Raw genomic sequence first — 13,191 nt, 5'->3', positions numbered from 1 at the left:
TGATCATCTCGCCTTCCCCCATCCTCCCGCCGTGAGCGCTGCCTCCTGCCCCCCGAGAGGAAGGAGGTCCGGGAAGGCCCAATCAATAACTATGAAGAGCGTATTGCCGTCCGCCGCCTATCTTCGCACGGAAGGTTCGGGGGACGACCAGCCTCCAATCGAAGAGAGCCGTCACGATGATTTTTTCAAAGCCGAATTCACTGACTCCTTCAAGAGTGATACACCGCTTCCAGATACATCTCCTGAATGATCGGCCGCCCTCATCGCAGACTCTTCACCGTCATCTCGCGCCGGGGGGCTTTGCCCCCCGGACCCTCCACGGACGAAGATAGCCGAGGGGCGGCAATGAAGCAGTGTTTTCCTATGGTGTCTCTGAAGGGGCAACACCGATCCAAACACGCCGGAGACCACCAAGAATGTTCAATCACGTATGCTTGAGCCCGGGGTTCATGCCCGTTTCAACACAGGCAAAAAAGATAAAATGACGTCCCGCCTTTCCGGGACGCTTCACATCTTGTTGCCGTAGATCCGCTTGATCTTTTTTGCAACCGTCTTCCAGCCGTCCTTTCTGAGGACCTGGCCGGTGCGCATCTTGATGTGCGAGATCCTGAACTTGACATTGTCGAAGGTATAGACCTCGTCCACGACGAAGGACTCTTCTCCGTCGCACAGGTGGTACAGCGGTATCGTCTTTGCCTTGTGGTGGACCGAGGCCTTGACGACGACCTCCTCGATCACCCGCGTCCAGAGGGCCGAGACCTCCGAGGCCTTTGCCCGCTTCACCCGGCGTTCGCCGACCTCGATGGAGGTGACCTCTACCGAGATCACCTCGTCGTCCCCGCAATCCGCGAGGAGGTTGTCCCCGACCGAGACGAGGTCGTCCTCCAGGAGTTCGACGCTGCCGACCAGCGACTCCTTCTCCATGCTCACGATCGTCTTCACGTCGATGAGCCGCTCCTTGGGGACCGGGATATGATAGATGGTTCCGCAGACGGTACAACGCACCAGGAGGTCGGCCGGTGCCTCCTTGAGGACCTCATGGTCGGTCTCGTCCTCGCACTGCGGACAGACTACGGTGATGTACATTCAATAGCATGGGAGTTCCATGATTATTAATAATGAAGGCACGGGACGTCATCCACTGTCGCGGGCACCCGAATGTCAGGGCGCTCCACCCCACCACCTTTGAGGTGACCACAGCGCCGGACCTCAGTCCGGCAGGCGACTGCATCATCGGCGTCGCGGCCGACAAAGGGGCCGCCGACCTGGACCCCGCGCTCAAGCGCATCCTCGCCGACGACCGTGCCGAAGTGACCGTCAGGCTGCGGGCCGGCGAGGTCGAGGTCGTCGTCCGTGCGCAGGGGAGCGCCGGGCTCGCCCTCGATCATCCTTCCGACCTGGTCTGGCGGAGAAGTTCCTTTGTCTGCGGTCGGACCGCCGCCGTCGGCGCGGACACCGTCGCCAGGACCATCGACCGCCGTCTGGTCGCGCTCCTCCAGGAAGGCGCCGACCTCGTCGTCGAGATCGAGGCCTCTATTCCTGAGTGAGGGTGGTGACCCGCACCTCGGCCTCGTCGAGGAGGCGCTCGCACTCCTTCACCAGTTCTTCCCCCTTCTCGTAGAGGGCGATGCTCTCCTCGAGCCCGGTCGAATCGTCCTCGATCTTTTTGATCGTCTCTTTTAGTTCACGGATCAGGTCTTCGTACGTCTTCGTCATCATGCACACTCTCCACCACGACCCCGGCCCGCCCGTCGGCGAGGAGGAGGTCGAGCCGATCGCCGGGACCGAGGGCGCCGGCCGACCGCACCACCTCGCCGTCCCTGAGAGCGAGGGCGTACCCTCTCCTGAGGGGAGCATACGGGTTCTTCCCATCGAGCGTGGCCTTCAGCCCTGTCAGAACCAGCCGTTCGTTCTTTATCTTCATGCTCGCGGCCCGGAAAAGCCGCTCTTCGAGGTCGGCGGTCTGTTGCCTCACCTCGGCCACCCGGCGCAGCGGCCGTGCGGGCCTGAGCCTCAGCCGCAGATCTTCAAGCCCGGTCCGCCGCCGGTCGAGCGCCGCGACGATTCCATCCCTCATCCGCCGCCGGTCGGCCTCAAGATCTTCCCGGAGCCGCTGCCGGTCTGGCACCGCACATTCGGCCGCTGCCGAGGGTGTCGGGGCCCGCAGGTCTGCCGCCAGGTCGGCAAGGGTGACGTCCACCTCGTGCCCGACCGCGCTGATCACCGGCGTCTCGCAGGCAGCGATCGCCCGCACCACCTCGGGACGGTTGAAGGGGAAGAGATCTTCAAAACTCCCGCCGCCCCGCCCGACGATCAGCACGTCGGCCAGGCCGTCGGCCCGCCTGATCGCCCCGGCGATCTCGAGGTGGGCCGTCTCTCCCTGGACGGCCGTCGGCGAGAGGAGGACCTCGAGGGGGTACCGGCGCGAGAGGACGTTGGTGATGTCGTGGAGGACGGCGCCGGTCGGCGAGGTGACGACCGCCACCCGCCGCGGGAACGCGGGGATCCCTCTCTTCCGTGACGTCTCGAAACACCCCTCGGCCGCAAGCTCACGTCTCCACCGCTCGACCAGGAGATGCTTCTCGCCCTCCCCGGCCAGGCGCATATCCTCGACATAAAATTGATACTTCCCCTGCGGCCCGTACACCCCCACGCGTCCATAGGCGAGGACGTCCATCCCCTCGGCCGGTTCGAAGGAGAGGGCGCGTGCGCTCCCCCTGAACATCACGGCATTGATGAGCGCCTGATCTCTGCCCCGGCCCTCCCCAAGGGAAAAGTAGCGGTGGCCTGAACGATGGTGCGTGTAGTTGGTGACCTCGCCCCGCACCCAGAGCCCTGCAAGCTCGGGGAGGTCCAGGGCGTCCCTGATGATCCCGGTGACCTCGGCGACCCCGAGGACCGCCGGACCGTCGGGCCCTTCTGCCGGACCCATCACGTTTATCTTGGGCAGGAGGTCTATATCAACCAATGCTCCGTCTCGCCGTCTCCAGCATGTTCTTTCACGAATACCCGGTCGACGAGATCTTCTCCTCCATCGAGGAGGCCGGGCTCACCGGGGTGGAGTTCTGGGTCGAGACCCCGCACTACTGGCTGCGGGGCCGGCCCCTCCCCGAACTCGAGGCGGCGGTGCGGGCCCATCCGGCCCTTGCCCCGCTCACCATCCATGCGCCGGTCCTCGACCTCAACCCCTGCTCCATCAACCCCAGGGTCGCCGCCGCCTCCAGGCAGTACGCCGTCGAGGCGGTCGAACTGGCCGGTGCGGTGGGGGCTGACGTGGTCACCGTCCACCCGGGCCGGAGGACGGCCAGACGCCCGCCGAGCCGGTACGACTACGAGCACTTCGAGACCTACCTCGCGCGCCTGCGGCAGGCGGCCGGGGGCACCGGGGTGAAGGTCGCGATCGAGAACATGGAGCCGAAGGTGAACTCGCTCCTCTGCACGCCCGAGGGGATGCGCGAGGTGCTCGACGCCAACCCCTGGCTCTGGTTCACCCTCGACGTCGCTCACGCCATGGCCGTCTCGAACGATGAAGTCTTCCGGTACCTCGATCTCTGCGGGGACCGGCTCGCCAATGTTCACCTGAGCATGGCAGCGGACCGGCAGCGGCACCTGCCGGTCGCCGGGAGCCCGCAGGCATGTGCGGTCGTCCGCGCCCTGGAAGAGAGAGGCTACCGCGGCCCGCTCACCTTGGAGATCGAGGACCAGAGTTTTTCGCACCCCCTCTCTCTGGAGGAGAAGGTCACGGTCCTCAGGGACGAACATCGATATGTGGCCTGGTGCCTCTCCTGAAACGCTGGGTTTAAGTCTCTTCAGTACATACCAGAAAATCGACCTACAGTTTATGAACGATAGTTGGATTGCGTTATGCCGTAGATCGGCGAGGCAGCAATGACCCCCGATGAGATTGTTTTAATCGGGCTTTTTGTCGTCTGTCTCGTTCTGTCTGGTTTTTTTTCCAGTGCCGAAGTGGCGCTGATCTCGATCACAAGAGCAAAGGTCCGGACCCTCGTCAACGAGGGGAGGGACGGTGCCGAGGCCCTTGCGCAGCTGAAAGAATATCCCGACCACATCCTCATCACCATCCTGATCGGGAACAACGTCGTCAACGTGGCGGCCGCCTCGCTGGCGACGGCCGTCGCCATCGCACGCTTCGGTGACGCCGGTGTCGGGATCGCCACCGGGGTCGTCGTCATCCTGATGCTGATCTTCGGCGAGATCGGGCCCAAGACCTATGCCGCCAGGTACACCGACCGGCTTGCCCTCTTTGCCGCCCCCTGGATCCTGATGATGGCGAAGGTGCTGTACCCCATTCTCTGGGGCTACGACCGGTTCAGCGCCCACTTCTCCCTGATGCAGGGAGGAGAACCCTCGATTACCGAGGAAGAGATCAAGGAATGGATCGACGTCGGCGAGGAGGAAGGGACGATCGAGGAGGAAGAGCGCGAGATGCTCTACTCGGTCTTCAAGTTCGGGGAGACGACCGCTCGCGAGATCATGACGCCGCGGGTGGACGTCGTGATGATCGAGGACACCAACTCGATGGACGGTTCCATCAACCTCTTCAACGAGACCGGGCTCTCCCGTCTGCCGGTCTACCACGGCCAGATCGACAACGTGGTGGGTGTCCTCAATGTCAAGGACGTCTTCTCGGCCGAGTTCTCGAAACAAGAGGCTTCGATCAGCGAGATGATGTACGACGCCTTCTTCGTCCCCGAGTCGAAGATGATCGACGACCTCCTCAAGGAGATGCAGATCCGCAAGGTCCACATGGCCATCGTCCTCGACGAATACGGCGGGTTCGCCGGGGTGGTGACGGTGGAGGACATCCTGGAGGAACTGGTCGGCGAGATCCTGGACGAGTTCGACGAGGAGGAACCGGCGGTCCAGAAACTCGGCGGCGGCGTCTATATGGTCGACGCCCAGGTCTGGGTCGAGCACCTCAACGAGGACCTGGACGTTGCGCTCCCGATCGGTGAGTCGTACGAGACGATCGGCGGCCTCATCTTCAACATGCTCGGCCACCTCCCGCTCAGGGGCGAGGTGGTCAAACTCCAGGACGGGACCTCGCTCGCGGTGATGCAGATGCGGGGCCGGCGGATCACCAAGGTCAAACTCATCCTCCCGCCGCCCCCGGCCGAGGAGGGTGAGAACCGTTAATACCCTCTCGCGCCGACGTGTGAGCATGAAGCGCATCGCAGTGCTGGCATCAGGAAGGGGCTCGAACTTCCAGGCCGTCCTCGACGCCCTGGGCGCGGGCACGATCCGGGCCGAGTGTGTCGGGTTGATCACCGACAATCCCGGGGCCTATGCGATCACCCGCGCCCGCGAGGCAGGGATCGAGGCGACGGTCCTCGACTATCGCGCGTATCCCTCGAAGGAGGCCTACGAGGCCGACCTCCTGGCGGCGATGCAGGCGTGCCGGGCCGACCTCTTCGTGCTTGCCGGCTACATGCGGATCGTGGGTACGGCGATCGTGGAGGCCTTTGCCGGCAGGATGATCAACATCCACCCGGCCCTCCTCCCGAGTTTCGCCGGCCTCCACGCGCAGCGGCAGGCGGTCGAGTATGGGGTGAAGGTGGCCGGATGCACCGTCCATTTCGTCGATACTGGCATGGACAGCGGCCCGATCATCATCCAGCGCTGCGTGCCGGTGCTCGAGGACGACGACGAGGATAGCCTTGCCGACCGGATCATCGAGGAGGAGCACCGCGCCCTCCCCGAGGCGGTGGCCCTCTTCTGCGAGGACCGCATTCAGGTCGAAGGCCGGCGCGTCCGGATCCTCCCCCCGGCCTGAATCTTTTTTTCTTCGAGCATATCCCAAAAGTAGCCAGAGTTCGATCAATCTCCGGATCAAGACTCTTTTCGGCCGTTCATCTGCCTTCCCTGCTTCAATTGCCATCCGGAGGTTTCCAGAGGCAACGCCCCCCGTGTGAGTGACGGAGGAAGGCAGACCGATCAGACGTGCCGCCCACAGAGAGCATAAAGAATGGTTCCTTGCTCTCTCCTGCCGGGGGGAGACCCCCCGGACCCCCCCCACGACGAAGATCGGAACGGGGCGGCAATAATCTCTTGAACGACACCGTGCTTCAGAAACTTCTTCTCCTCACCTATCAAGGCCAGAGAAGTTTTGGGATGACCTCTTCGGTTGTGTGACCGTTCGGCGGGGTGGAACCCCGCTTCATTGTCGCCGCGCCGTCCTGTCGTCGTGACCCTGGAGATAGAATCGGACGGAGAAGAGGCGATCATTCTTCAGTGGGATCACGCGTGATGCCGTCCCCTGTCCAATCCTCTCGCGAAATGGCAGGACAGATCCGGTGACAGGGGACGGCACATCCGATCGCCGCGCTGTTCTGTCGTGGTGACCACGAAGATAGAACCCGGACGGAAGAGCACCGATCTGTTCTCGGCGGAATCACGCGTGATGCCGTCCCATGCTCAATCTTCTCGCGATACGGCAGGAAAGATCTCGCGATGGGGGGACGGCACGTTTTGATCATCGCGCGGTCCCGCTGTCATGACCCCGAAGATTGGAGTAGGACGAGAACGGGCCGTCGTCGTTCAGCGGGATCACGCGTGATGCCGCCCCTGCCTTATCCTCTCGTGAAATGACAGAAAAGATCCGGTGATTGGGGGGCGGCATATTTGATCCCGACACAGTCACACCCTCGCGACGCCGGAGATAGGGCCGGGAAGGCCATGACAGGGGTTCCGTTCATTCCTCTCGCAACAAAAGAACAGATGAGGAACCCCTCCTCTCACCGCCGCAGCCTATCCTCTGTTCGTGGGTGCGAATGCTCTCAACAAATCCGGCCGGCCCCGATGCACTGCTATAATTATCTTCCTGCATAACGTATCAGGAGTACTGAGGCACCCATGCGGCGGAGACCCAAGGACCAGAACGCAAAAAAGATCGCGCACGAACGGATCGCGCTCCTCTTCGAACGGGCGGCCGAGTTCTACCCTGCGGATCCCGACCTGAGCAACCGGTGCGTTGCCCTCGCCCGACGGATCGCGATGCGCCAGCGGGCCCGGATCCCGAAAGGCCTGGGGCTGCGGTTCTGCAGGCGGTGCTCGTCATATCTCGTCCCCGGCTCCAATGCCCGCGTCCGGGTGCAGCACGGGAAGGTGATCGTCACCTGTCGTGTCTGCGGTCACCAGAAACGCTATCCGGTGGTGAAAAAACATCGAAAAAAATGAACTCTTCCAGGAACTGAAGCCGACCGTGTGGATCGGCAAACAGGGGTGCTCGGATACCCTCATCGAGGAGATCCGGCTCCAGATCAAGCAGCGCAAGGCTATCAAGATCAAATGGCTCCGCAGCACCGAGGTGGACGCCGACGATATCGCACGCCGGGCAGGCGCCGAACTCGTCGGCGTGCGGGGCCGGACCATGGTCCTTGCCGAGAAGCGGAAAGGGAGCAGGCCGGCCTGATCCGATCCCTCTTTTCTCCGGGCATTCTGGGTCAGATTGCCGGAAAAAGCCCGGGTTTTGCTGCTCGAAATATATAAAAACATCCATGGCAAATAGATAAAGACTGGTAACATCGATCGTTACAGTGAGGTTAACCAATGACAACTGTATATGACATCCCGGCTGAGATGCTCATCCCGCAGGTGGCCCGTGAGTTAAAGGAGCTTCCTGCCATTGAGCCTCCTGAATGGGCGGCTTTTGCCAAGACCGGGATCCACAAGGAAATGCCTCCTGAGGACCCCGACTGGTGGTATGTCAGGGCGGCGGCCGTCCTCCGTCGGATCTACATCGACGGCCCGGTCGGCGTGGAGAGACTGAGGACCGCATACGGCGGAGCCCGGAACCGCGGTGCCAACCCGAACCGGTTCAAGAAGGGGAGCGGCTCGATCCTGAGAAAGGCGCTCCAGCAGCTCGAGGCCGAAGGCCTCGTCGAGAAGGTGCGCGACGGCCGGCAGGTCTCTGCGAAGGGCCGCGCATTCCTGGACAATGCTGCGAACAGCCAGAAGGCAGCGGCTTCAGAGGCCGTGCCCGACCTTGCGCACTACTAAGTTTGAGGGATACTGATGGGTGACGACGAACTCTCTGAGATCAGGCGCAGGAGACTGGAACAACTCCAGCACCAGGCTGTAGACCAGCAAGAAGAACTGGAACGGCAGAAACGTGCTGAGTCAGAGATGCAGCTCGCGCTCATGCAGATCCTTGAACCCGAGGCGCGTGAACGGCTGAATACGATCAAACTCGCCAAACCCGAGTTTGCACGGGCGATCGAACAGCAGTTGATAATGCTTGCGCAGAGCGGCCGGATCCGGCAGAAGATCTCTGACGAGCAGTTGAAGGCGCTGCTGGTGCAGATCACCCCGAAGAAGAAAGAGTTTCGGATCACGCGGAAGTAGATGAAAGCCGGTCTGCTCTTCAGTGGAGGAAAAGACAGCGCCCTTGCTGCGGTGCTCCTCTCCCGCGACTACGAGGTCGAACTCAATACCTTTGTCTTCGACCCCGACCGGGAGGTGCCGTCGGTCGAGGCTGCGGCCAGGGCACTCGGGTTCCCGTGGCAGAAACGGTCGCTGGGTCTTGAGTGTCTGACGGCGGCGGCCGGGCAGGTGGTCAGAGACGGCCACCCCTGCACCGCCATCACGGCGGTCCACCGTCGGGCGGTCCGTCTTCTCGCGCAAGAGTATGAAGTGGTCGCGGACGGCACCCGGATGAACGACCGGGTGCCGATGCTGACCCGGGGCGATGCGATGAGCCTCGCCGACCGGTACGGCTGCTCCTATGTCCGCCCGCTCCTCGGCTACGGAAAGGTCGAGGTGCAGCGGCTCGCCGCACGGCACCTCAGTGTCGCCTACGGCGAGACCGGCACCATCGAAAACGGTGATTATGAGTACGAGATCAGGGCTGCGGTCGGGCGTATGGGCCACCGGTGTGCGGAGCTCTTTCCTGCACGCCACGAGCAGTCCCTGGTCACGGGTGCGACCGGCACCTGATGACGGTGATAACTATGAGCAAAATTACCAAGGGCCGCAAGGTCCGGCTGGCAAAGGCATCCATGCAGAACCGCCGCGTTCCTGCGTGGGTGATGATTCGGACGAAGCGCCAGGTGGTCTCCCACCCCAAGAGGCGCATGTGGAGAAGAAGCACGCTGAAGGTGTAGAGACATGGTAGAAGCACTCAAAGAGCAGATCTATATTGTTCCTCTCCGCAACAGCAGGCGCGCTCCGAGCCGGAGGCGCTGTAATGCTGCGATTAAAGATATCAGGGCATATCTTGTCCGGCACATGAAGAGCGAGAATATCAAACTGGACAGCAGCATCAACGAGAAGGTCTGGGAGCGCGGGGCCGAGAAGCCGCCGGCATCGATCAGGATCCGTGCCATGAAGTTCGAGGACGGGCAGGTCCAGGCCGAACTCGCTGAGGAGTGAAATGGAGAGAACGATCGACTTTGCCGCCGATCCGCATATCGGCGTCTTCGCGCGGGCCTTCGAGGAGTTCGCCGTCGTTCCCCCCATGGCAACCGAGGAGTTTGCAGAGAGAGTAGCCGAGGCGCTTGATGTCGAGGTCGTCAGGACGACGATCCAGGGCTCATCGATCATCGGTTCGCTCCTCGCCGGCAACTCGAACGGGATGGTGGTGAGCGGGCTTGCATCCGAGGATGAACTCGCCGTGCTCAGGGAATATGGGGAGGTGATGACTCTCGGGACGTCGATGAACGCCGCCGGGAACGTGATCCTTGCCAACGATATCTTTGCTGCGGTACACCCTGAGATGCCGATAGAGGAGGCAGAGGAGATCGGGACGTTCCTCGGAGTGCCGGTGCGCAGACTGACCTTCGCCGGTGTGAGGACCGTCGGGATGGCTGCGGTCGCCACCAACAAGGGTGTCCTTGTCCATGCGCGGAGCACCGAGGCCGAGATCGCCGACCTCGCCGGATGTGCGGACGAGCTCGTGATCGGAACGGGCACGGTGAATATGGGCAGTGGCCTCGTCGGGACCGGGGTTCTTGCGAACAGCAAGGGATATGTCGCCGGGTTCGAGACCACCGGTTTTGAACTCGGGCGGATTGAGGAAGTGTTTGGCTTTCTGGAGTGAGCAGAATGGAGATGCAGAAGTTTGAAATTACGGGCGCCTGCCAGATGGGTGGGACCAGGCAGTCCTTCACCAAGGTCGTCGAGGCCCCGAACGAGAAGGTTGCAAAGGAACACATTTACGCCGATATCGGCAGTAAACACAACCTGAAGAGAAGGTATATCTCAATCGATGGCGTTACCGTAGTAGGTGACTGAGTCCATGGAACAGGCCGACCCGAGGGAGCTGCAGTCGCTCCAGTATTATCTCAACGAGTACGGACAGCAGGCAGAGGTCTTTGCCAGGCAGCTGGAGATGATGGACCAGCAGAGGGTGGAGGCCTTCGCGGCGATCGAAACCCTCCGGTCCCTTGGCGAGGCGCAGGACGGGACAGTCCTTCTCCCGCTCGGCGGCGGCGTGAGTGTCAGGGCAACGGTCCCTGACCCTGAAAAAGTGCTGGTCGCCATCGGGGCGGATGTCACCGTCGAACGCAGCAACGAGGACGCAATCTCGTTCCTCGAGGGGCGGGCACGCGAGCTCGAGGCCTCGGAGAAGAAGGTCGCCGAGACGATCGAGAATCTGAAAGGCCAGATGAACGAGATCGCGGCCCGTCTTGATGCTGCCTACCGTCAACAGCAGCAGATAGCTCCGGGCAGGTAATCCCCATGTTTGAGGGCCTGAAGAACAAACTGCAGAATATCAAAGAGAAGTTCGGCCACTCCATCAAGGACGCCGCCGGTGAGGCGGTCCGTGAGGAGGTCAGGGCCGAGATCCCGGCCCCTGCTCAGGCAGAGGTCGTTGCACCTGTTTTCGAGCCGGAAGAACCGGCGGTTGAACCTTCACCTGAACCCGCGCCCGAACCTGAACCCGCGCCCCGCGCCCCCGCACCAACGGCGCCTGTTGCGCCTGCAAAGCGGCCGGCAGAGGAGCGCACGCGGTTTGGCGGGCTGGTCTCCAGGGTCAAGACGCTGGTGCTCGAGCGCGAATTGGTGATCTCTGAGAAAGACATCGAAGAGCCTCTTTTCGAACTCGAGATGGTCCTCCTGGAGAACGACGTCGCCCTCGAGGTGACCGACGCGATCATCGGCTATATGCGCGAGGATCTCGTCGGGAGCCACCGCAAGATCGGCGCGCCGGTCGACGATATCGTGATGTCGGCGCTCAGGGGCGCCCTTCTGAAGGTTCTCGGAGATGGCTTCGATCTCCTGGAGTACATCAGGGTCCACGAACGTCCGGTGAAGATCCTGATCACCGGCGTGAACGGCACCGGGAAGACGACCTCCATTGCGAAGATGGCCCATTACCTCGAGGCGAACGGCTACTCGGTCGTGCTCGGGGCCGGGGACACCTTCAGGGCCGGGGCGATCGACCAGATCGCCGAACACGGCCGAAGGCTTGACATCAAGGTGATCAAGCACCAGGAGGGTTCCGACCCGGCGGCGGTCCTGTACGACACCGTCGAGTACGCGAAAGGACACGGGATCGACGTGGTCCTTGCCGACACGGCCGGCCGGTTCCACAACCGCAAGAACCTGATGAACCAGCTCGAGAAGATCCGGCGCGTGATGAAGCCCGACCTCGTCGTCTATGTCGACGAGGCGGTCGCGGGCAACGACGCCGTGGTGCGGGCCAAGGATTTCAACGATCTGGTCGGGACCGATGCCGTTATGCTCACCAAGGCCGACATGGACTCGAAGGGCGGTGCGGCGATCTCGATCGCCCAGACGATCGGCAAACCGATCCTCTTCCTGGGGACCGGGCAGGCCTACAGCGACATCGTGCCCTTCAAGCCCGACGCCGTGGTCGGCGAACTTCTCGGTGCGGAGGAATAGATACACATGGTGCTCGACTCGCTCAGTTCGTCTCTGAAAGACGCGGTCAAGAAACTCGCAGGCAAGACGGTCGTCGACCGGGCGGCAGTGGAGGAGCTGGTGCGCAGCCTCCAGCGCGCCCTTCTCCAGGCCGACGTCAACGTCAAGCTCGTCATGCAGCTCTCCCAGTCGATCAAACAGCGGGCCCTGGAGGAGGAACCCCCGCGCGGGATGAGTGTCCGCGAGCATGTGCTGCGGATCGTCTACCAGGAACTGGTCGGGCTGATGGGCGGCGCGGGCAAGGTCGACCTCGCCCCGCAGACGATCCTGATGGCCGGGCTGCAGGGGAGCGGCAAGACCACCACGACCGGGAAGCTCGCGCGCTACTTCAAGCGCAAGGGGCTGAAGGTCGGGGTGATCTGCGCCGACACCTTCAGGCCGGGCGCCTACCAGCAGCTCGCCACCCTCTGTGCGAAGGTGGACGTCCCGATCGTCGGCAGTCCCGACGAGCACGACGCCCTCAAGATCGTGCGCGAGGGGATGAAACACTTCGAGGAGACCGAGGTCGTCATCATCGATACCCAGGGGCGCCACGCCCTTGAGGACGAACTGATCGAGGAGATCATCAACATCAACGAGATCGCCCGTCCCGACCACCGGTGGCTCGTCATCGACGCGGCGCTCGGCCAGCAGGCCAAAGAGCAGGCGCGGCGGTTCAACGAGGCCATCGGGATCGACGGCGTGCTGATCACCAAGATGGACGGCACGGCCAAGGGCGGCGGCGCCCTCTCCGCGGTCTCGGAGACGAAGAGCGGGATCGTCTTCATCGGTGCCGGGGAAACCCCCGACGACCTGGAGCGGTTCGACCCCGACGGGTTCATCTCCAGGCTGCTCGGGATGGGCGACCTGAAGGCCCTGGTTGAGCGGGCCGAGGAGGTCATCTCCGAGGACGAGATGGACGTCAACGCCATCCTCAGGGGCAAGTTCACCCTCCGGGACATGTACAAACAGCTCGAGGCGGTGAACAAGATGGGGCCGCTCAAGCAGGTGATGTCCATGCTCCCGATGGGCGGGATGCAGATCCCGGACGACGCCTACGACGTCACCTCGACGAAGATGGACCGCTACAAGGTGATCATGGACTCGATGACCCCGGCCGAACTCGACGACCCCCAGATCATCTCAGGTCCCAGGGTCCAGCGGATCTCGCAGGGGTCGGGCGTGCCGCCCGAGGACGTGCGCGAACTGCTCAAATATTATCGGGTCATGCAGCGTGCGCTGAAGGGGATGCGGGGGAGCAAGTTCTCCATGCAGCGCATGATGAAACGGTTCGGGAAGATGCAGTAG

General features: G+C 62.6%; 19 protein-coding genes. 16 read left to right on the top strand and 3 right to left on the bottom strand.

All coding sequences use genetic code 11. The annotated features are described in order from the left end of the window. Positions 1-507 precede the first annotated feature (507 nt). A complete protein-coding gene (locus tag E2N92_RS04400; RefSeq protein ID WP_220682474.1) occupies positions 508-1,086 on the bottom strand; it encodes an HVO_0476 family zinc finger protein in 579 nt (192 codons plus the stop codon). A 32-nt stretch (positions 1,087-1,118) separates the two neighbouring features. On the opposite strand from E2N92_RS04400, the gene E2N92_RS04395 reads away from it, so the two are divergent. Beyond that, the gene (locus E2N92_RS04395) at positions 1,119-1,547 is read left to right on the top strand and encodes a DUF371 domain-containing protein (RefSeq protein ID WP_220682473.1); all 429 of its coding nucleotides are present in this window, start codon (positions 1,119-1,121) and stop codon (positions 1,545-1,547) included. Here the strand turns inward: E2N92_RS04395 and xseB are convergent. Then, complete coding sequence (xseB, locus tag E2N92_RS04390; RefSeq protein WP_343222860.1) at positions 1,534-1,719, bottom strand: exodeoxyribonuclease VII small subunit; 186 nt, start codon at positions 1,717-1,719, stop codon at positions 1,534-1,536. The genes E2N92_RS04395 and xseB overlap by 14 nt on opposite strands. Next, positions 1,685-2,932: an exodeoxyribonuclease VII large subunit gene (xseA, locus tag E2N92_RS04385; protein WP_220682472.1), complete on the bottom strand. Its 1,248-nt coding sequence runs from the start codon at positions 2,930-2,932 to the stop codon at positions 1,685-1,687. Before xseA ends, xseB begins: the two co-directional genes overlap by 35 nt. Positions 2,933-2,967: 35 nt before the next feature. Between xseA and E2N92_RS04380 the strand changes: the two genes are divergently transcribed. The 15 genes from E2N92_RS04380 to E2N92_RS04310 all read left to right on the top strand — a co-directional run bounded on the left by E2N92_RS04380 (position 2,968) and on the right by E2N92_RS04310 (position 13,191). Beyond that, positions 2,968-3,789 (top strand): sugar phosphate isomerase/epimerase family protein, encoded by an 822-nt coding sequence (locus E2N92_RS04380; RefSeq protein WP_220682471.1) that lies wholly within the window; start codon positions 2,968-2,970, stop codon positions 3,787-3,789. 99 nt (positions 3,790-3,888) lie between these two features. Beyond that, complete coding sequence (locus E2N92_RS04375) at positions 3,889-5,157, top strand: hemolysin family protein (protein ID WP_220682470.1); 1,269 nt, start codon at positions 3,889-3,891, stop codon at positions 5,155-5,157. Between the two features lie 25 nt (positions 5,158-5,182). Further along, positions 5,183-5,794 carry a phosphoribosylglycinamide formyltransferase gene (gene purN / locus E2N92_RS04370; protein ID WP_220682469.1) on the top strand — a complete coding sequence of 204 codons (612 nt, stop codon included), beginning with the start codon at positions 5,183-5,185 and terminating at the stop codon, positions 5,792-5,794. Positions 5,795-6,873: 1,079 nt separating this feature from the next. Beyond that, the gene (locus E2N92_RS04365) at positions 6,874-7,197 is read left to right on the top strand and encodes a ribonuclease P protein component 4 (protein ID WP_220682468.1); all 324 of its coding nucleotides are present in this window, start codon (positions 6,874-6,876) and stop codon (positions 7,195-7,197) included. After that, positions 7,184-7,432, top strand: a complete 249-nt coding sequence (locus tag E2N92_RS04360) for a YhbY family RNA-binding protein (RefSeq protein WP_220682940.1) — start codon at positions 7,184-7,186, stop codon at positions 7,430-7,432. The genes E2N92_RS04365 and E2N92_RS04360 overlap by 14 nt, the downstream gene beginning before the upstream one ends. 137 nt (positions 7,433-7,569) lie before the next feature. Further along, positions 7,570-8,019, top strand: a complete 450-nt coding sequence (locus tag E2N92_RS04355; protein ID WP_220682467.1) for a 30S ribosomal protein S19e — start codon at positions 7,570-7,572, stop codon at positions 8,017-8,019. 15 nt (positions 8,020-8,034) lie between these two features. Next, a complete protein-coding gene (locus tag E2N92_RS04350; RefSeq protein ID WP_220682466.1) occupies positions 8,035-8,364 on the top strand; it encodes a DNA-binding protein in 330 nt (109 codons plus the stop codon). Further along, positions 8,365-8,955 carry a DUF7411 family protein gene (locus E2N92_RS04345; RefSeq protein WP_220682465.1) on the top strand — a complete coding sequence of 197 codons (591 nt, stop codon included), beginning with the start codon at positions 8,365-8,367 and terminating at the stop codon, positions 8,953-8,955. Between the two features lie 14 nt (positions 8,956-8,969). Beyond that, the gene (locus E2N92_RS04340; RefSeq protein ID WP_220682464.1) at positions 8,970-9,122 is read left to right on the top strand and encodes a 50S ribosomal protein L39e; all 153 of its coding nucleotides are present in this window, start codon (positions 8,970-8,972) and stop codon (positions 9,120-9,122) included. Between the two features lie 4 nt (positions 9,123-9,126). Beyond that, the gene (locus E2N92_RS04335; protein ID WP_220682463.1) at positions 9,127-9,390 is read left to right on the top strand and encodes a 50S ribosomal protein L31e; all 264 of its coding nucleotides are present in this window, start codon (positions 9,127-9,129) and stop codon (positions 9,388-9,390) included. A gap of 1 nt (position 9,391) precedes the next feature. Then, on the top strand, positions 9,392-10,057 hold the full coding sequence (locus E2N92_RS04330) for a translation initiation factor IF-6 (protein WP_220682462.1): 666 nt from the start codon (positions 9,392-9,394) through the stop codon (positions 10,055-10,057). A gap of 5 nt (positions 10,058-10,062) precedes the next feature. Beyond that, positions 10,063-10,251: a 50S ribosomal protein L18Ae gene (gene rpl18a, locus E2N92_RS04325; RefSeq protein WP_220682461.1), complete on the top strand. Its 189-nt coding sequence runs from the start codon at positions 10,063-10,065 to the stop codon at positions 10,249-10,251. Then, on the top strand, positions 10,244-10,693 hold the full coding sequence (gene pfdA / locus E2N92_RS04320) for a prefoldin subunit alpha (RefSeq protein WP_343222859.1): 450 nt from the start codon (positions 10,244-10,246) through the stop codon (positions 10,691-10,693). The genes rpl18a and pfdA overlap by 8 nt, the downstream gene beginning before the upstream one ends. Before the next feature lie 5 nt (positions 10,694-10,698). Then, positions 10,699-11,865 (top strand): signal recognition particle-docking protein FtsY, encoded by a 1,167-nt coding sequence (ftsY, locus tag E2N92_RS04315; RefSeq protein WP_220682460.1) that lies wholly within the window; start codon positions 10,699-10,701, stop codon positions 11,863-11,865. A 9-nt stretch (positions 11,866-11,874) separates the two neighbouring features. Continuing rightward, the gene (locus E2N92_RS04310; RefSeq protein WP_220682938.1) at positions 11,875-13,191 is read left to right on the top strand and encodes a signal recognition particle protein Srp54; all 1,317 of its coding nucleotides are present in this window, start codon (positions 11,875-11,877) and stop codon (positions 13,189-13,191) included.

The organism is Methanofollis formosanus, from assembly GCF_019633745.1.
GTDB lineage: Archaea > Halobacteriota > Methanomicrobia > Methanomicrobiales > Methanofollaceae > Methanofollis > Methanofollis formosanus.
This window is presented reverse-complemented; position numbering and strand designations above follow the sequence as displayed.